Source organism: Streptomyces sp. NPDC015139, from assembly GCF_043079785.1.
Classification (GTDB): Bacteria; Actinomycetota; Actinomycetes; order Streptomycetales; family Streptomycetaceae; genus Streptomyces; species Streptomyces albidocamelliae.
This window is the reverse complement of record NZ_JBIBUW010000023.1, coordinates 1-16,254: the sequence shown is the minus strand read 5'-3', so window position 1 is coordinate 16,254 and position 16,254 is coordinate 1. Positions and strand designations below refer to the sequence as shown.

At 72.6% G+C, this 16,254-nt stretch carries 19 protein-coding genes; 11 read left to right on the top strand and 8 right to left on the bottom strand.

Going from position 1 to position 16,254, the window contains the following annotated elements; translation table 11 throughout:
- The first annotated feature begins 19 nt into the window (after positions 1-19).
- Entirely contained in the window at positions 20-967 is a 948-nt protein-coding gene (locus tag ACF08B_RS36715; protein WP_392321373.1) for a LysR family transcriptional regulator, read from the top strand.
- Here ACF08B_RS36715 and ACF08B_RS36710 read toward each other — a convergent pair.
- Positions 894-1,661 (bottom strand): MBL fold metallo-hydrolase, encoded by a 768-nt coding sequence (locus tag ACF08B_RS36710; protein WP_392321440.1) that lies wholly within the window; start codon positions 1,659-1,661, stop codon positions 894-896. The two genes, ACF08B_RS36715 and ACF08B_RS36710, sit on opposite strands and share 74 nt — an antisense overlap.
- Positions 1,662-1,789: 128 nt before the next feature.
- Here ACF08B_RS36710 and ACF08B_RS36705 point away from each other — a divergent pair, with 128 nt between their 5' ends.
- The 3 genes from ACF08B_RS36705 to ACF08B_RS36695 all read left to right on the top strand — a co-directional run bounded on the left by ACF08B_RS36705 (position 1,790) and on the right by ACF08B_RS36695 (position 4,752).
- The gene (locus tag ACF08B_RS36705; protein WP_392321372.1) at positions 1,790-2,413 is read left to right on the top strand and encodes a CGNR zinc finger domain-containing protein; all 624 of its coding nucleotides are present in this window, start codon (positions 1,790-1,792) and stop codon (positions 2,411-2,413) included.
- 162 nt (positions 2,414-2,575) lie between these two features.
- Positions 2,576-2,842, top strand: coding sequence for a hypothetical protein (locus ACF08B_RS36700; RefSeq protein WP_093476781.1), 267 nt, complete (start codon positions 2,576-2,578; stop codon positions 2,840-2,842).
- A gap of 107 nt (positions 2,843-2,949) precedes the next feature.
- Positions 2,950-4,752, top strand: coding sequence for a phosphatidylglycerol lysyltransferase domain-containing protein (locus tag ACF08B_RS36695; protein ID WP_392321371.1), 1,803 nt, complete (start codon positions 2,950-2,952; stop codon positions 4,750-4,752).
- A 41-nt stretch (positions 4,753-4,793) separates the two neighbouring features.
- Here ACF08B_RS36695 and ACF08B_RS36690 read toward each other — a convergent pair whose 3' ends face one another.
- From ACF08B_RS36690 to ACF08B_RS36670, 5 genes are all read right to left on the bottom strand, one after another.
- Positions 4,794-6,239: an ATP-binding protein gene (locus ACF08B_RS36690; protein ID WP_392321370.1), complete on the bottom strand. Its 1,446-nt coding sequence runs from the start codon at positions 6,237-6,239 to the stop codon at positions 4,794-4,796.
- Positions 6,240-6,968, bottom strand: coding sequence for a response regulator transcription factor (locus ACF08B_RS36685; RefSeq protein WP_392321369.1), 729 nt, complete (start codon positions 6,966-6,968; stop codon positions 6,240-6,242).
- Positions 6,969-7,124: 156 nt separating this feature from the next.
- Positions 7,125-7,697, bottom strand: coding sequence for an FMN reductase (locus ACF08B_RS36680; RefSeq protein ID WP_392321368.1), 573 nt, complete (start codon positions 7,695-7,697; stop codon positions 7,125-7,127).
- Positions 7,694-8,779 carry an LLM class flavin-dependent oxidoreductase gene (locus ACF08B_RS36675; protein ID WP_392321367.1) on the bottom strand — a complete coding sequence of 362 codons (1,086 nt, stop codon included), beginning with the start codon at positions 8,777-8,779 and terminating at the stop codon, positions 7,694-7,696. The genes ACF08B_RS36680 and ACF08B_RS36675 overlap by 4 nt, the downstream gene beginning before the upstream one ends.
- 434 nt (positions 8,780-9,213) lie before the next feature.
- Positions 9,214-10,104: an NADP-dependent oxidoreductase gene (locus tag ACF08B_RS36670; protein ID WP_392321366.1), complete on the bottom strand. Its 891-nt coding sequence runs from the start codon at positions 10,102-10,104 to the stop codon at positions 9,214-9,216.
- Between the two features lie 136 nt (positions 10,105-10,240).
- Between ACF08B_RS36670 and ACF08B_RS36665 the strand changes: the two genes are divergently transcribed.
- Positions 10,241-10,645 carry a winged helix-turn-helix transcriptional regulator gene (locus ACF08B_RS36665; RefSeq protein WP_392321365.1) on the top strand — a complete coding sequence of 135 codons (405 nt, stop codon included), beginning with the start codon at positions 10,241-10,243 and terminating at the stop codon, positions 10,643-10,645.
- A 9-nt stretch (positions 10,646-10,654) separates the two neighbouring features.
- On the opposite strand, the gene ACF08B_RS36660 is transcribed toward ACF08B_RS36665, so the two are convergent.
- Positions 10,655-11,119, bottom strand: coding sequence for a hypothetical protein (locus ACF08B_RS36660; RefSeq protein ID WP_176985682.1), 465 nt, complete (start codon positions 11,117-11,119; stop codon positions 10,655-10,657).
- A 123-nt stretch (positions 11,120-11,242) separates the two neighbouring features.
- On the opposite strand from ACF08B_RS36660, the gene ACF08B_RS36655 reads away from it, so the two are divergent.
- The 3 genes from ACF08B_RS36655 to ACF08B_RS36645 all read left to right on the top strand — a co-directional run bounded on the left by ACF08B_RS36655 (position 11,243) and on the right by ACF08B_RS36645 (position 12,569).
- Positions 11,243-11,581 carry a YnfA family protein gene (locus tag ACF08B_RS36655; protein WP_093476769.1) on the top strand — a complete coding sequence of 113 codons (339 nt, stop codon included), beginning with the start codon at positions 11,243-11,245 and terminating at the stop codon, positions 11,579-11,581.
- Positions 11,582-11,646: 65 nt separating this feature from the next.
- The gene (locus ACF08B_RS36650) at positions 11,647-12,423 is read left to right on the top strand and encodes an SDR family NAD(P)-dependent oxidoreductase (protein ID WP_392321364.1); all 777 of its coding nucleotides are present in this window, start codon (positions 11,647-11,649) and stop codon (positions 12,421-12,423) included.
- Positions 12,423-12,569, top strand: a complete 147-nt coding sequence (locus tag ACF08B_RS36645; protein WP_392321363.1) for a hypothetical protein — start codon at positions 12,423-12,425, stop codon at positions 12,567-12,569. Before ACF08B_RS36650 ends, ACF08B_RS36645 begins: the two co-directional genes overlap by 1 nt.
- A gap of 63 nt (positions 12,570-12,632) precedes the next feature.
- Here the strand turns inward: ACF08B_RS36645 and ACF08B_RS36640 are convergent, their stop codons facing one another.
- The gene (locus ACF08B_RS36640; protein ID WP_073901802.1) at positions 12,633-13,826 is read right to left on the bottom strand and encodes an RtcB family protein; all 1,194 of its coding nucleotides are present in this window, start codon (positions 13,824-13,826) and stop codon (positions 12,633-12,635) included.
- Positions 13,827-14,054: 228 nt separating this feature from the next.
- Here ACF08B_RS36640 and ACF08B_RS36635 point away from each other — a divergent pair, with 228 nt between their 5' ends.
- From ACF08B_RS36635 to ACF08B_RS36625, 3 genes are all read left to right on the top strand, one after another.
- Positions 14,055-14,891, top strand: coding sequence for a hypothetical protein (locus tag ACF08B_RS36635; RefSeq protein WP_093476763.1), 837 nt, complete (start codon positions 14,055-14,057; stop codon positions 14,889-14,891).
- Positions 14,892-15,019: 128 nt separating this feature from the next.
- Positions 15,020-15,940: a DUF3558 family protein gene (locus ACF08B_RS36630; RefSeq protein WP_392321362.1), complete on the top strand. Its 921-nt coding sequence runs from the start codon at positions 15,020-15,022 to the stop codon at positions 15,938-15,940.
- Between the two features lie 94 nt (positions 15,941-16,034).
- On the top strand, positions 16,035-16,254 hold a 220-nt coding region (locus ACF08B_RS36625), incomplete at its 3' end, for a DUF2637 domain-containing protein (RefSeq protein ID WP_392321361.1).

Sequence of the window (16,254 nt, the reverse complement as noted above, 5' to 3'; positions counted from 1 at the left end):
AACGCTGACGATTGCCGCTGTGGATCTCCAGCAGATGCGGTACGTGGTGGCCGTCGCCGAAACCCGCAACTTCACGCGCGCCGCCGAGCACTGCGGCGTCGTGCAGTCCTCGCTCAGTCACCGGATCGCCGCTCTGGAACGCGAGCTGGGGGTCCAGCTGTTCGCGCGCTCCAGCCGACGTGTGGAGCCGACCAGCGCGGGCGAGGCGTTCGTCGTCGGTGCGCGCGAGTGCCTGGCCGCCGCCGAGCGCGCCGCGGCCGACGCGGCGGCCGCCACGGGCGTGGTGCGCGGCCGCCTCGCCGTCGGCGTGATCGTGACCACCGCCGCCGTGGACGTGCCCGAGGTGCTCCAGCGGTACCGCGCCCAGCACCCGGACGTGCGCGTCGTCCTGCGTTCCGGCCGCAGCGACGAACTGGTGACCGCCCTCCGGGACGGCGACCTCGACATCGCCTTCCTCGGTCTGCCGGAGGGCGAACGGCCGTCCGGTGTGGAGACCGTGGTGCTGGACCACGACGAGCACGTGCTCGTGCTGCCGGCCGGTCACCGGCTGGCGGGCGCCTCCCGGGTCACGCTCGGGGAGATCGCCGAGGAGACCTTCGTCGACTTCGTCGCCGGCACGCCCGCGCGGGCCCAGTCCGACCGGGCGTTCACCGCGGCGGGACTGGTCCGTGACGTGGCGTACGAGGCGGGCGTGGTCGAGCTGATCATCCGACTGCTCGAACGCGGACTCGGTGTCGCGCTGCTGCCCTCGGCGTACATCCGGCCGCTGGCCGCCCAGAACCCCGAACTGGCCCTGGTCCCGGTGGTCGACGGGCCGCACCGCGTGGAGTACCTGGCCTGGAGCCGTTTCAACCCCGGCCCGGCCACCCGGGCGATGCTGGACGTCCTCGGGGTCAGGCCGGCTGGAGGCGGTCCGCCAGGCCCGCCTTCTCGAACGCCCGGACGACGTCCTCCCGGGACTCCGTGAAATGGGCCCAGCTGTCGCAGTGGGCGGCCACCACCCGGCGGGCACCGAGCAGCCGGGCGGCCGTCGCCGTACCGGTGCCGTCGAGGACGAGGAGGGCGTCGTCGAGGACGGGCAGGCGGGGCGCGCCGGCGAAGAGGACGGCGGTGTCGACGGGGGCGTACCGCGCGGCGATCTCCCCGACCAGGTCCAGGGAGGCGTTGTCGCCGCTGATGTAGACGCCGGGCAGATCGGCGGAGGTGAGCAGGAAGCCGGTGACCTCGCCGACGATCGGCTCGGAGCCCTCGGGGCCGTGCAGGGCGGGGGCGGCGGTCACGGTGACCGTGCCGCCGTCGGGTCGGGGCAGGTCGACGGACTGCCACGGGGTGAGGGGCAGGGCGGTGCCGCCCAGGCGTTCCGCCGCCGCCGGGGTGGTGAAGGTGCGCGGCACGTCGGCGAGCAGGGCGCGGCCGGAGTGGTCGAGGTTGTCGGCGTGCTGGTCGTGGGAGAGCAGGACGACGTCCACGGGGCCGAGTTCGGCGGGGGTCGCCCGGGGCGGTGCGGTCTTGGTCAGGACCCGGCCGCTGGGCGAGGGATAGTCGCCGGGGCCGTCGAAGGTCGGGTCGGTGAGGAAGCGGAGACCGCCGTACTCGACGAGGACGGTCGGTCCGCCCAGGACCCGGACGGGTATCCGCTCGTCCGCGGCGGCGGAGGACACGGAGGGCTCGACGGGCTCGACCGGCTCTGAGGACGGCGCAATGGTCACGGCAACTCACCTCACGGAAGGAAGAATGTTCATCCGTGAGAAACGCTAGCCCCTTCTCACGGATAAGAGCAAGACGTACCATGAGACACGTGAACGAGAGCGACGCCGCGAACGACAGCGCCGAGCCGGCCCCGCCACCCGCCCCCGGCGCCGAGCTGCATCCCGCGCTCGACCTCGCCAACAGCACGATCGCCCTGCCCGGCGGGCAGTCGGCCGACCTCCTGGACTCGCCCGCCGCCGCGCAGCGCTGGCTGGTGGACCGTGCGCTCGCCCCGGCCGACGCCGATCTGCGCGAGACGTGCGCGAGCCGCCTGCGGTCCCTGCGCGACCAAGTCCGCGCACTGCTCGTCTCCCGGGTGGCCGGCCGGCCCGCTCCCGCCGCCGCCCTCGACGCCGTCAACGACGCGCTCACCCGCGCCCCGGCCGCCTCCCTGCTGCACTGGTCCGCGGACCGCGGGCTGTACCGGGCCGCCGCACACCCCACGACCCAGATCGTGGAGCACGCCCTGGCCGCCCTGGCCGCCGACGCCGCCGACCTGCTCACCGGACCCGACGCGGAGCGGCTGACCGCCTGCGGCTCCGCCCCCTGCAACCGCTACCTGCTCCGCCACGGCCGCCGCCACTGGTGCTCCACACGCTGCGGCGACCGGGCCCGCGCGGCCCGCGCCTACGCCCGCCGCACCGGCCGCCGCGGGCCGCAGTAGGCGCACCGATCCCGGAGCCGCCGCCGGCCGGAACCGGCTCGGCGAGCCGCTTCGGCCAGGGGTCCGCAGAGGGCCGGATCCGCACGCCGTCACCCACGACCGACCCTACGTAATGTAGGTTCCGAACCGCCAGCGGTCACGCGTCTGTCCATCGGGGGAGCCATGCAGGAGACGGAATCGGAAACGGGGGCCGTCTGTGTCCGCAGCCTCGCACCGACACTCGCCCTGCTGTTCGTCAGCCTGGTGATCGCCGCCGTCGGCGTGTACGAGCTGTGCGGCTTCGGGCTGCACAGCCTCGACCGGCGCCCGCACCTGTTCAGCGACGGCCTCGCGACCGGCGGGGTGATCGTCGCCGTGGTGGCCGCCGGGGCGGCGGTGGGCAATCTGGCCTGGCTGCTGGCGGCGGCCCGGCGCGGCACCGGCGGCTGACGGGTGAGACCCTGTGCCCGGACCGCGCGCATCCCCGCACCCGCGCCACCCGACACGCTGTAGGGTCTGCGGTGTCCCGTCCCCGTCCCCCAAGGCGACCGGTCACCATGCCCGCTCGACAGCCGACCCCGACCTCCCCGCAGGCCCCCGCTCCGCGCGGTCCCCGCCGCGTCCGGCTCCTGCCGAACCGCTTCCCGCCGATCCGTTTCCGCCCGGCACCCGACAGCCGGCTGCGCACCCGCGCCGCCGCGGCCACCGTCTGGTACCTGCGCGTCCTGGCCGTCCTGAACATCGCCGGGGTCATGTCGCTGCCCTTCCGCGAGGAGGTGCACGAGCACAACGCGGGCGAGTTCTTCACCCCGTACCTCGCCACCGCCGGCCTCGTCTCGGCGGCGCTGGCCCTGTTCCTGGCGGTGGTGATGCGCCGCCGCAAGCGCGCCGCCTGGGTGTTCAACCTGCTCCTGTCCGGCTTCCTGTTCTGCCTCTACGTCCTCGCGCTCACCCGCGACGCGTACCAGGAGCACCTGTTCAACTGGCTCTCCGCCGCCCTCACCGGCCTCTTCGTCGCCGCCCTGCTGCTCGGCCGGCGCGAGTTCTCCGCCATCGGCGACCGCTCCAACCCGCGCCTGGCCCTCGCCGTCGGCGTGGGCGGCACCCTCGTCGGCGGCACCGCGGGCACCCTGCTGGTCCGCGCGACCAACCAGCTGCCCGGCGCCACCCTCAAGGACGAGATCGCCTACACGCTGCTGCGCGGCATCAGCGTCGGCCCGCTCGCGGACCGTGTGCCCGCGGTGCACGCCCCCCGCTGGGCCGACGTGATCGTCAACGTCCTGATCGCCGCGGTCTTCCTGCTGGTCCTCTACGCCTGCTTCCGCGCACCGCGCGGCGCGTGCCTGCTCGCGGAAGAGGACGAGCGGCGGCTGCGGGCGCTGCTGGACCGGCACGGCGACCGGGACTCCCTCGGCTACTTCGCGCTGCGCCGTGACAAGGCGGTCGTCTTCTCCCCCAGCGGCAAGGCCGCCGTCACCTACCGCGTCGTGGGCGGGGTCAGCCTCGCCTCCGGCGACCCGATCGGAGACCCCGAGGCCTGGCCCGGGGCCATCGACGCCTGGCTCGCCGAGGCCCGTCGGCACGCCTGGGCACCCGCGGTGATGGGCGCGAGCGAGGAGGCGGGCACCGTCTACGCCCGGCACGGTCTCGACGCGCTGGAACTGGGCGACGAGGCGATCGTCGACCTCGCCGACTTCACCCTCGAAGGCCGCGCCATGCGCGTGGTCCGGCAGGCCCACAACCGGGTCCGGCGGGCCGGCTACTCGGTCCGCATCCGCCGCCACGAGGACATCCCCGCCGACGAGCTGGCCCTGCTCGTCGACCGCGCGGACCACTGGCGCGACGGTGCCACCGAGCGCGGTTTCTCCATGGCCCTCGGCCGCCTCGGCGATCCGGCCGACGGCCGCTGCGTGATGCTGGAGTGCCGCGACGCGAACGGCGAACCACGTGCCCTGCTCAGCTTCGTGCCCTGGGGAGAGCACGGCCTCTCCCTGGACCTGATGCGCCGCGACCGCGACTGCGAGAACGGCCTGATGGAGTACATGGTGGTGGAACTCCTGCTGCGGGCGCGGGAGTCGGGCATCGACCGGGTCTCCCTCAACTTCGCGATGTTCCGCTCGGTCTTCGAACGCGGCTCCCGCCTCGGCGCGGGCCCGGTCCTGCGCCTGTGGCGGTCGATCCTCACCTTCTTCTCCCGCTGGTGGCAGATCGAGTCCCTCTACCGCGCCAACGCCAAGTACCGCCCGGTCTGGGAGCCCCGCTTCCTCCTCTTCGCGAAGAGCAGCGACATCCCGCGGATCGGCCTGGCCAGCGCCCGCGCCGAGGGCTTCCTCACCTTCCCGGGAACGGGAGGCCGGTAGTAAGGAGCCGGTCCCGGGAAGCCGCAGATCCGGGGGCACCCTCAGCCCCCGCCCTGCGGGCCCCCGCTCCTGACGATGCCGCCGCCGACGGTGAACCCGATGACCGCTCCACCGCCCTCCCGCCGGTAGGCGAACGGTGCCCCGCCGTGTGCCATGGCGACCTCGCGCACGATGGACAGACCGAGCCCCGACCCGGGCAGGGACCGCGCGTCGGCGGCACGGTAGAAGCGGTCGAACAGACGGATGAGGTCGCCGTCGGCGATACCGGGTCCCCGGTCCGCCACCTCCACGCGCACGGTGCCCGGCCGGGCCGGCCCGGTGACCGAGACCTCGATCGGCGCCTCGCCGCCCCGGTCGAACTTGGCCGCGTTCTCGACCAGGTTGGAGATCGCCCGCTGCAGCATCCCGGGCCGCCCGTCGGTCGTCGTGTCACCGCTCGTGCGCAGCACGACCTGCCGTCCGGTGCGCCGCCTGGCCACGCCCACGACCTCCTCGGCGAGGTCGGCGAGGTCCACCCGCTGCGGGGGCTCCGCGTCGGACTGCCCGGCGGCGAGGTCGACCAGCTCGTTGACCAGGTCGGTCAGCTCCCGGGCCTCCTGTCCGAGGTCCGCGACCAGCTCCTCGCGCGTGCCCGGCGGCAGTTCGTCGATCCGGCGCAGCAGCGAGATGTTCGTCCGCAGGGAGGTCAGCGGCGTACGGAGTTCGTGTCCCGCGTCCTGGACGAGCCGCCGCTGGTCCTCCTCGGACTGGGCGAGCCGGCCCAGCATGCGGTCGAAGGCCCGCCCGAGCCGCCCGACCTCGTCCAGCCCCGCGACGGGCACCTCGATGCCCAGCTGCCGGGTGCGCGCCACGTCCTCCGCGGCGGACGTCAGGATCACCAGCCGGCGCGTGATCCGCCGGGCCAGCCACCATCCGAACAGGCCGGCGGCGACCACGACCGCCGCCATCAGATAGAGCGTGCGCTGCTGGAGCGTGCGCAGCAGGTCCTCGGTGTCGCTGAACTCCTGCGCCACCTGGATCGCGCCCCGTCCGTCGCCGAGCGAGACGGTGGCGATGCGGAACAGGTCCTCGTCGACCCGTACGTCCTTGTGCTGGACCACCCTCCCGGCCGACCGCGCGGTCGCCATGGCCTTGTCGCGGGAGGTCACGGGCAGCACCGGGCTGCCGTGGTCGACGATCTCGCCCCGGGTGCCCAGCACCTGCACATCGGTGCGGGCGGGCCGGACCAGGTCGTGCCCGGGGCGGGAGGAGGAGAAGTCCTCCGGGACCATCCTGTGCTGCCGCACCTCGTCCTGGACGTCCTGCACGACCTCGGTGAACACCGACTGCTGGTCGACGCGGACCAGACGGGCGGCGGAGCTGTAGGACAGGATGCCGACGAGGATCGTGACGGCGGCGGTGACGGCCGCGAAGGACACGGCGAACGTGGTGCGCAGGGAGACGAGCTTGGGCCGGCGCGGGACCGGCGGCCGCCGCGGGCGGCCCACTCAGTCCTCCCGCAGCACGTAACCCACGCCCCGCACCGTGTGGATCAGCTGCGGCGCGCCGGGCTCGTCCAGCTTGCGGCGCAGATAGCCGACGTACACGGCGAGGTTCTTGGAGCCGGGCCCGAAGTCGTAGCCCCAGATCCGGTCGTAGATGGTGGAGTGGTCGAGCACGATGCCCGCGTTGCGCACCAGCAGCTCCAGCAGCTCGAACTCGGTACGGGTCAGCTCCAGCTCGCGCCGCCCACGCCAGGCACGGCGGGCCTGGAGGTCCATGCGGATGCCGGCGGCCTCCAGCTGCCGGTCGGAGAGCTGGAGGTCACGGGCGGTGCCGGTGTCCGGGCCGGTGCCGCCGGCCGGTACCGCGCTGGTACGGCGCAGCAGGGCGCGCAGCCGGGCGAAGACCTCCTCCACGTCGAACGGCTTCACGACGTAGTCGTCGGCGCCCGCGTCGAGGCCCGCGATCCGGTCGGCGGTCTCCACGAGGGCGGTGAGCATGAGGATCGGCGTCCGGTCGCCCTCGGCCCGCAGCACCCGGCAGACCTGGAGCCCGTCGATGCCCGGCATCATCACGTCGAGGAGCAGCACGTCCGGCGGCGTCCGGTGGGCCTGCGCCAGCGCCTCCACCCCGTCGGCGACGGCCGTCACCTCGTAGCCCTCCAGCGTCAGGGCCCGCTCCAGGGCATGGCGGATGGCGCGGTCGTCTTCGGCGAGCAGCACAGTCTGGGGCACGCGTCCAGTCTGCCAAGGCGGCGGTGCTCCGGCCGGGGCGAGCGGGCCTACGATCACCCTTTTTACCGCCCTCTCACCGTCACAGCCCCAACCCGCACCGCGCGCCTCCCGTCTCCCTCGCCACCCGTGGCCGCGGCCACGGGTGGGCGGGGGTGATCAGCGCTCCAGCGCGGCCAGCTGCTCGGCGAACGGCACGACCTCGGGTTCGCTCCGGCGGGCGGACAGCGGCAGCAGGGCGGCCAGCTCGTCCGCCGCCCGCTCGATCCGCTCGGCCAGCCCCTGCGCACCCCAGTCCTCGGAGGCCGCGTAGACCCCGGTCGGCACGACCACGGCCCGCAGGTACGCGAACAGCGGCCGCAGCGCGTGCTCCAGCACCAGCGAGTGCCGTCCCGTACCGCCGGTGGCGCCGATCAGCACCGGCTTGCCGGCCAGCGCGTCCTTGTCCAGCACGTCGAAGAACGACTTGAACAACCCGCTGTACGACGCGCTGAACACCGGTGTGACGACGATCAGCCCGTCGGCACCCGCCACCGCGTCCTGCGCGGCGGCGAGGGCCTTCCCGGCGAATCCGTTGGTGAGGTTGTGCGCGATCTCGACGGCGAGGTCACGCAGCTCGACGACCTCGGTCCGCACCGGCGTCCGCCGGTCCACCGCGGCGGCCAGCCGGTCGGCCAGCAGCCGGGTGGAGGACGGGACGCTCAGTCCCGCCGAAACGACTACGAGCTTCATACGGCGGTCGCCTCCTTCGCGGCGAGCAGGGACTGGTGGGTCGGCGCCTCGGGCACGTCGGCCGGGCGCCCCTTCGCGAACTCCTCGCGCAGCACGGGCACGATCTCCTCGCCGAGCATGTCGAGCTGCTCCAGCACGGTCTTCAGCGGCAGTCCCGCGTGGTCCATCAGGAACAGCTGGCGCTGGTAGTCGCCGGCGTACTCGCGGAAGGACAGGGTCCGCTCGATCACCTGCTGCGGCGAACCGACCGTCAGCGGGGTCTGCTCGGTGAAGTCCTCCAGCGAGGGTCCGTGGCCGTACACCGGCGCGTTGTCGAAGTACGGGCGGAACTCGCGCACGGCGTCCTGGGAGTTCTTGCGCATGAACACCTGACCGCCGAGGCCGACGATCGCCTGCTCGGGCGTTCCGTGCCCGTAGTGGGCGTACCGCTTCCGGTAGAACTCGACCATGCGCTTGGTGTGGTCGGCGGGCCAGAAGATGTTGTTGTGGAAGAAGCCGTCGCCGTAGTACGCGGCCTGCTCGGCGATCTCCGGGGACCGGATGGAACCGTGCCACACGAACGGCGCCACGTCGTCCATCGGGCGGGGCGTCGAGGTGAAGCCCTGGAGCGGCGTGCGGAACTTGCCCTCCCAGTCCACGACGTCCTCGCTCCAGAGGCGGCGCAGCAGGGCGTAGTTCTCGACGGCGAGGTTGATGCCGTCCCGGATGTCCTTGCCGAACCAGGGGTAGACCGGCCCGGTGTTGCCGCGGCCCATCATCAGGTCGACGCGCCCGTCGGCCAGGTGCTGGAGCATCGCGTAGTCCTCCGCGATCTTCACCGGGTCGTTGGTGGTGATCAGCGTGGTGGACGTGGACAGGATCAGCCGCTCCGTCCGGGCCGCTATGTAGCCGAGCATCGTGGTCGGCGAGGACGGCACGAACGGCGGGTTGTGGTGCTCACCGGTCGCGAAGACGTCCAGACCGACCTCCTCGGCCTTGAGCGCGATGGCGACCATGGCCTTGATCCGCTCGCGCTCGGTCGGCGTACGCCCGGTGGTCGGGTCCGGCGTGACGTCGCCGACCGTGAAGATCCCGAACTGCATGGTCGCTCACCCTCCAAGTTGTTTACGCTTCAACTATATCCCGCCCAACGACCACCCACTCCCGGATATTCCGTCCCCACGCCCACCGGCAGCCCAGTGGGAACCGCTCCCCCTGCGCGCCCTCCGCCCCCTGGCCCACCCGCGCCCCACAGGACCGGCCGCACCCGGCCCTTGTCGGCCGGCCGCTCACCCGCCACCGCCGCGCCACCCGCCCACTCCCCTCACAGCCGGCCCCGCCGCTCCAGCCGCCGGCCCACCCGCACTCCCGGGCCCGGCCGCACCCGGCCCCTCAGGCAGCCGGCCCCTCGCCCCGCTTCACCGAGAGCTCACGCGGCAGGCCCCCGGCCGAGCCCGCGCGGCAGCGCCCCGCCTCCCCGGTCACCGCCCCGGGCCCCACCGGGAACCGGCCCTCCGCCAACCGAGCCCTCGTCGGCTCAGGGCACCAGCACCACCCGGCCGCGCAGGCCGCCCTCGGCCACGCGGGCGTGGGCCTTGGCCGTGTCGGCCAGGGCGTAGGTCTCCGCCACCCGCAGGGTCAGCACCCCCTCGTCCACCAGCCGGACCAGTTCCGCGAGCCGGGCGCCGTCCGCGCGCACCTGGACGGCGTCGGTCCGCACCCCGCGCACCGGAGCGGGCTGGGTGCCGGGGCGGACGCCGACGTACACGCCCCCGTCCCGCACCCACTCCAGCGCCGGCCCGCCGAGCACCGCCGCGTCCAGCACCGCGTCCGCACTCGCCGGCTCGACGCCCCCGGAGGTGAAATGCGCGGCACCGAACGAACGCACCAGCTCCTCGTCGCCCGGCCGGGCGTGCCCGGTCACCGTGATCCCCCGGCGCGCGGCCAGCTGCACCGCGAACCCGCCCACCGCACCCGCGGCGCCGGTCACCAGCAGCGACGCCCCCGGCGCGAGATCCAGCAGGTCCAGGGCCTGCGCGGCGGTCAGCGCGTTCAGCGGCAGGGTGCCCGCGTGCACCGCGTCCACCGAGGCCGGAGCCCCGGCCACCGCGTCCGCGGCCACCACCGCGTACTCGGCGTGCGCACCGAGCGGATCGGCGACCCCCGGCACCAGCGCGACCACCTCGTCGCCGACCTGCCAGGCCGCGCCGTCACCCACCGCGTCCACCGTCCCGGCGACGTCCCAGCCGAGCCCTGTCGCCGCCTCCGGGCCACCGAACAGACCGGCGCGCACCGCCAGGTCCACCGGGTTCACCGCACCGGCCGCCACCTTGATCCGCACCTGGCCCGCCCCCGGCTCCGGCACCGCGACCTCGACGATCTCCGCCGCCTCCGGGCCACCGAACGTCCTCACCACAGCAGCACGCATGTCAACTCTCCTCAGGAAAAAGCCAGTTGTCCGAACTCCAGCCGATTTCCCGGCCGCAGCACCAACCGTAGGAGAGCTACTATCCATAGGTAAGTAGTTACCCGAGAGTGCGTTGGTGACCCGGAGGAGAGCCCCCATGGCGACCATGACCGCCGCCCAGCGGCGCGAGCAGGCCCGCGCCGACTACGACGCCTTCCTGCGCGACTGCCCCACGAACCAGCTGCTCGGCCGGCTCAGCGACAAGTGGGTCGGCCTCGTCGTCGCCGCCCTCGCCGCCGGCCCCATGCGCTACAGCGACCTCGGCCGCAGGATCGCCGGCGTCAGCCCCAAGATGCTCACGCAGACCCTGCGCGCCCTGGAGCGGGACGGCATCGTCACCCGCTCGGTCACCCCGTCCGTGCCGGTCCGCGTCGACTACGAGCTCACCCCGCTCGGCGCCGGCCTGGCCGCCCTGCTGACCGCCGTGAAGGACTGGGCCGAGGCCCACTTCGACGAGGTCCGCACGGCCCGCGAACGCTACGACGAGCAGAACCCCGCCTGACCCGCGGGCTCAGAAGGCGTACGTGTCCCCCGTGGCCAGCACGAGCACCGCCAGGCTGTCGTTCGACCGGTCCTTGTCCACCACGTCCCCGCTCCACGCGGTCTCCAGCCGCACCTCCACCTCCGGCGGCAGCTCACGCAGCCGTACCGGCACGCGCAGCTGCTCCCCCGTCGCCTCGGCGGCCAGCGCCCCGGTCGCGCACAGCACCGTCCGCTCGTCCTCACGCAGGCAACGGGGAGGCAGCGACTGCGGGTCCACCAGCGGCACCGACCAGCGCAGTCGCACGGTGGCGTCCGTGATCGCCCCGGGCCCGTCGTTGCGCGGGGTCAGCCGCACCTCCACCTGGTCGCCGTTCATCACCACCGTCCCGTGGAAGGACAGGTCGGTCTCCGGCACGGGAGCGGCCACCGCGTTCCCCTGCGTCAGGACGGCACCCGCGCACACCCCGGCCGCCACCCACGTCCGCATCCGCATGCCTCACCACTCCTCACCACCGCACGCCGCCGCTCCCGGCCGCCGTACGGATGTATGCCACGCGCGCGGCACACCAGGCGCCCTCCAACAGGTGACACGCCCCCCGCGTGCGAAGCTGCCCGCATGCCGATCCTCCGCTCCGCCGCCCTGTTCGTCGTCGCCGCGCTGTTCGAGATCGGCGGCGCCTGGCTGGTCTGGCAGGGCGTGCGCGAGCACCGCGGCTGGCTGTGGATCGCCGGGGGCGTGCTGTCCCTGGGCGCGTACGGCTTCGTCGCCACCTTCCAGCCGGACGCCCACTTCGGCCGGATCCTCGCCGCGTACGGCGGGATCTTCGTGGCCGGCTCGATCCTGTGGGGCGTGGTCGCCGACGGCTTCCGCCCCGACCGCTGGGACATCACCGGTGCGCTGATCTGCCTCGCCGGCATGGCCGTGATCATGTGGGCGCCGAGGAACAGCGGGTGAGGCTCGCCTAGGCTGGACGAAAGCGCCGACCACCGACGCCGATTCCTCTCCCCCAGGAGCAGCTCATGGCCACCGCCGCCCCGTCCGCCGCCTCCCGCATCGCCGTCGTCACCGGTGCGAGCAGCGGCATCGGTGCCGCCACGGCCCGGCAGCTCGCCGAGGCCGGCTACCGCGTCGTACTCACCGCCCGCCGCAAGGACCGCATCGAGGCCCTCGCCGAGGAGCTGACCCGGGCCGGGCACTCGGCGGTCGCCTACCAGCTGGACGTCACGGACCGCGCGGCCGTGGACGAGTTCGCCGGCGCCTTCAAGACGATCGGCGTCCTGGTCAACAACGCGGGCGGCGCGCTCGGCGCGGACCCGGTGGCCACCGGCGACCCGGCCGACTGGCGCACGATGTACGAGACCAACGTCCTCGGCACCCTGAACGTCACCCAGGCCCTGCTCCCCAAGCTGGACGCGAGCGGCGACGGCGTGGTCGTCGTGGTCTCCTCCACCGCCGGCCACGGCACCTACGAGGGCGGCGGCGGCTACGTGGCCGCCAAGCACGGCGCCCACGTCCTCGCCGAGACCCTCCGCCTGGAGATCGTCGGCCGGCCGGTCCGGGTCATCGAGATCGCCCCCGGCATGGTCCGGACCGACGAGTTCGCCCTCACCCGCTTCGGCGGCGACGAGGAGAAGGCGGCGAAGGTGTACGAGGGCGTCGCCGAGCCCCTCAGCGCGGACGACGTCGCCGAGACGATCACCTGGGCGGTCACCCGCCCCAGCCACGTCAACGTCGACCTCCTGGTCCTGCGCCCGCGCGCCCAGGCCTCCAACACCAAGGTCCACCGGGAGCGGTGATGGCGGACGAGGACTCCTTCGAGAAGCGCCGCCTGGCCCAGGAGACGAAGGACGAACGCCAGGTCTGGTACTTCCTCGCCTACTTCTTGTTCGGCATCCACTTCATCGCCTTCGTCATGATCTACGCCGTGCGCCACGCGAAGTGAGCTCCGACCGCACGAGGAAGGCCCCCGGCACCGGCCGGGGGCCTTCCTCGTGGGCCTACTCCGTCAGCCCTTGACGCAGACGACCTGCTTCAGCTTGGCCACCACCTCGACCAGGTCCCGCTGCTGGTCGATCACCTGGTCGATGGACTTGTACGCGCCCGGGATCTCGTCCACGACGCCGGAGTCCTTGCGGCACTCCACGCCCCGGGTCTGGTCCTCCAGGTCCTTCGTCGAGAAGCGCCGCTTGGCCGCGTTGCGGCTCATCCGCCGACCGGCGCCGTGCGAGGCCGAGTTGAAGGACCGCTCGTTCCCGAGGCCCTTCACGATGTACGAACCGGTGCCCATCGAGCCCGGGATGATCCCGTAGTCCCCGGAGCCGGCCCGGATCGCGCCCTTGCGGGTCACGAGCAGGTCCATGCCCTCGTACCGCTCCTCCGCCACGTAGTTGTGGTGGCAGGAGATCTCCGGCTCGAAGGTGGGCTTCGCCTTCTTGAACTCCTTGCGGACGACGTCCTTCAGGAGCGCCATCATGAGCGTGCGGTTGTACTTGGCGTACTCCTGCGCCCAGAACAGGTCGTTGCGGTAGGCCGCCATCTGCGGGGTGTCCGCGACGAAGACGGCGAGGTCCCGGTCGACCAGGCCCTGGTTGTGCGGGAGCTTCTGGGCCACGCCGATGTGGTGCTCGGCGAGTTCCTTGCCGATGTTCCGGGAGCCGGAGTGGAGCATCAGCCACACGGCGCCGTCCGTGTCGGTGCACACCTCAACGAAGTGATTGCCCGACCCGAGCGTTCCCATCTGCTTCGTGGCACGTTCCTGACGGAACTTGACCGCATCGGCGATCCCGTCGAACCGCTTCCAGAAGTCGTCCCACCCGGCGGTCGCCAGCCCGTGGAACTGCCCGGGGTCGGTGGGATCCTCATGCATCCCCCGCCCCACCGGAATCGCCTGCTCGATCTTCGACCGCAGCCGGGACAGGTCGCCCGGCAGGTCGTTCGCCGTCAGCGACGTCCGCACCGCCGACATCCCGCAGCCGATGTCCACACCCACCGCGGCCGGGCACACGGCACCCTGCATCGCGATGACCGACCCGACCGTCGCGCCCTTGCCGTAGTGGACGTCCGGCATCACGGCCAGACCCTTGATCCACGGCAGGGTCGCCACGTTCTGGAGCTGGCGCAGGGCCACGTCCTCGACCGTCGCGGGGTCCGTCCACATCCGGATCGGGACCTTCGCGCCCGGCATCTCCACGTACGACATACGTTCCTCATTCCCCCGACAAAGACAACGAAAGGCTTATAAGCAACAAAACGCAAAAGCGGCGCCAAGGTCCAGGAAAGGGACAGGGGACCGGCGTCCACCGCGGTGCGTGCGATACACATTGTCTCCAGGGGGCGCCCCGCCGCGGCAAGCGAATAACCAGCGGGGACACTGAGCACCGAGCGACCGGCCATCGCCGTGTCGCACACCGTCGAGAGGAGCCCGACCGTGCAGCGCAAGGCGTACCTACCCGGCACCGCCGCTCTTCTCGCGGTGCTGCTGGCCGGCTGCACGAGCGGATCCGGGGACGAGAGCCCGACGGACGACGCCAACCCGGGCGACGCCGGCACGGCGACGGTCACGGCCCAGCCGGGCAAGTACCGCAGCCTGCCCGAGCCCTGCGGCGCGATCGACCACGACGGCCTCGACTCGCTGCTGCCCGGCATCAAGCAGATCACCGACCCCTCCCAGCGCGACAAGGCCTACCAGGGCCAGGCCACGCTCACCTACGACACCAACCGCAAGGTCGGGTGCGGCTGGAAGGTGGAGTCGGCCGACGCCACCGACCGTCTGTCGGTCGACTTCGAGCGGGTGGTGTCGTACGACAACTCGGTCAGCGACGCGGACCAGGCGAAGACGCTGTACCAGGACAAGGAGACGGCCGCCGACCTGCCCGAGCAGAGCAGCGGCTCGGCGACGACGCAGTCCCCGGCCGGCACCCCGACCCCCACGGCCTCCCACAGTGGCGGGGCGAGCCCGTCGGACTCCCCCTCCACCCCGGCGTCCGGGGCCTCCGGGTCCGCCGCGGGCGCCCCGCCGGACGACCTGCAGCCGCGCGTCCTGACCGATCTCGGCGATCAGGGGTATCTCGACGACCGGCTCAAGCCGTCCGGCTCGACGGCCGGACAGCGGACGGTGACTGTGGTGTTCCGCACGTCCAACGTCGTCGTCACCATCCAGTACGAGGAGCAGCCGACCGCCACCGGAACGGTCCCCGAGAGCAAGGAAATGCAGGACAGAGCCCTTGAGCTGGCCTCCCAACTGGACGACGAACTGGGCGGTTGACGGCCTTCGCGGACCCACCCCGGCCCGTCCGCGAAGCAGTCGAACGCAAACCGCACAGCTCCTTCACCGCGTACCGTGGGGCCCCGCAGGAACCCGCACGAACACCGAGCGTCACGAGTGAAGGAACCATGCAGCGAGCAGCCCAGCGAGACGTCCGTGTCCAGACTGACCAGCGAGCCAAGCGCCTTCGCCGTGCTCTTGTCTGCGCGGCAGCCGTCCCCGCGGTTCTGATCACCGCCGCCTGCTCCTCGGACTCGGGCGACTCCAAGGCCAAGGGCGGTGACGAGGCGTCCGCCCAGCAGTCCGCGGGCGGCTCCGGGAAGCCGTCCGCCAGTGCCTCCCCGACGGTGCAGGCCGCGGCCTACAAGAAGCTTCCGGACGCGTGCGCGGTGCTGACGAAGAAGACCCTGGGCGATCTGGTGCCGAAGGGCTCGGACTCCGCCAAGAAGGGCAATTCGGACGACCCGTCGACCCGGGCCTCCTGCGCCTGGAACAGCCTGGACAACAACGGCGTCAAGGGCTCCCAGTTCCGCTGGCTGAACGTCTCCCTGCTCCGTTTCGACTCCGACACCGCCCGGGGCTCCGGCGACGCGCAGGCGCACACGTACTACAGCCGGCAGCTCCGGGACGCCCAGGGCGTGGACGGCGCGAAGGACGTCAAGGCCACTCCCCTGTCCGGTACGGGCGCGGAGGCGACGACGGTGCGCTACGACCTGAAGAAGAAGGAAGGCCTCTTCAAGCAGCAGACGGTCGTGGCCCGCGTCGAGAACGTCGTCGTCACCCTCGACTACAACGGCGCCGGTCTCGCCGGTGAGAAGACCCCGGCCGCCGGCGACCTGACGAAGGCCGCGGAGAAGGCGCTCAGGGAGGCGGTCGCGTCCGTCTCGAAGGCCAACGGTGAAGGTTCCGGGCAGAGTTCGGACTCGAAGGGCTCGGCGTCCCCCTCCAGGGCCGCGTCGAAGTCCGCGTCGGCTTCGCCGTCGAAGTCCGCGTCCAAGGCGCCGTCCGCCGGCGCGTCCGCGTCCAAGTCGTCCGCCGCGAAGAACTGAGCGGCGGGCCCGTAAGGGCTGACCGGCACCACGTTCGCCGCACACGTGTGCCACTCTGTTGCGCGCAACAACACGCAATGGGAGGGGAGTACGAGTGGCAGCGCCACAGCTGACTCGGATGCACCGCGTTCTCATCGGCGTTGTCGTGTCCGGTGCGTTGATCATCGCCGGTATCGGCTTCGCCGGTTCGTACGCGGCCGTCCGTGAGCTGGCCATCAAGAAGGGCTTCGGGAACTTCTCGTATGTGTTCCCGATCGGCATCGACGCGGGCATCTGCGTCCTCCTCGCCCTCGACCTGCTCCTGACCTGGATCC

Bases quoted from the DNA above. Each gene is read 5' to 3' on its own strand.
- ACF08B_RS36665 (WP_392321365.1), top strand. From the start codon at position 10,241: ATGGCGACCATGACCGCCGCCCAGCGGCGCGAGCAGGCCCGCGCCGAC.
- ACF08B_RS36645 (WP_392321363.1), top strand. From the start codon at position 12,423: ATGGCGGACGAGGACTCCTTCGAGAAGCGCCGCCTGGCCCAGGAGACG.
- ACF08B_RS36650 (WP_392321364.1), top strand. From the start codon at position 11,647: ATGGCCACCGCCGCCCCGTCCGCCGCCTCCCGCATCGCCGTCGTCACC.
- ACF08B_RS36655 (WP_093476769.1), top strand. From the start codon at position 11,243: ATGCCGATCCTCCGCTCCGCCGCCCTGTTCGTCGTCGCCGCGCTGTTC.
- ACF08B_RS36705 (WP_392321372.1), top strand. From the start codon at position 1,790: ATGAGACACGTGAACGAGAGCGACGCCGCGAACGACAGCGCCGAGCCG.
- ACF08B_RS36680 (WP_392321368.1), bottom strand. From the start codon at position 7,697: ATGAAGCTCGTAGTCGTTTCGGCGGGACTGAGCGTCCCGTCCTCCACC.
- ACF08B_RS36700 (WP_093476781.1), top strand. From the start codon at position 2,576: ATGCAGGAGACGGAATCGGAAACGGGGGCCGTCTGTGTCCGCAGCCTC.
- ACF08B_RS36675 (WP_392321367.1), bottom strand. From the start codon at position 8,779: ATGCAGTTCGGGATCTTCACGGTCGGCGACGTCACGCCGGACCCGACC.
- ACF08B_RS36630 (WP_392321362.1), top strand. From the start codon at position 15,020: ATGCAGCGAGCAGCCCAGCGAGACGTCCGTGTCCAGACTGACCAGCGA.
- ACF08B_RS36660 (WP_176985682.1), bottom strand. From the start codon at position 11,119: ATGCGGATGCGGACGTGGGTGGCGGCCGGGGTGTGCGCGGGTGCCGTC.
- ACF08B_RS36670 (WP_392321366.1), bottom strand. From the start codon at position 10,104: ATGCGTGCTGCTGTGGTGAGGACGTTCGGTGGCCCGGAGGCGGCGGAG.
- ACF08B_RS36695 (WP_392321371.1), top strand. From the start codon at position 2,950: ATGCCCGCTCGACAGCCGACCCCGACCTCCCCGCAGGCCCCCGCTCCG.
- ACF08B_RS36640 (WP_073901802.1), bottom strand. From the start codon at position 13,826: ATGTCGTACGTGGAGATGCCGGGCGCGAAGGTCCCGATCCGGATGTGG.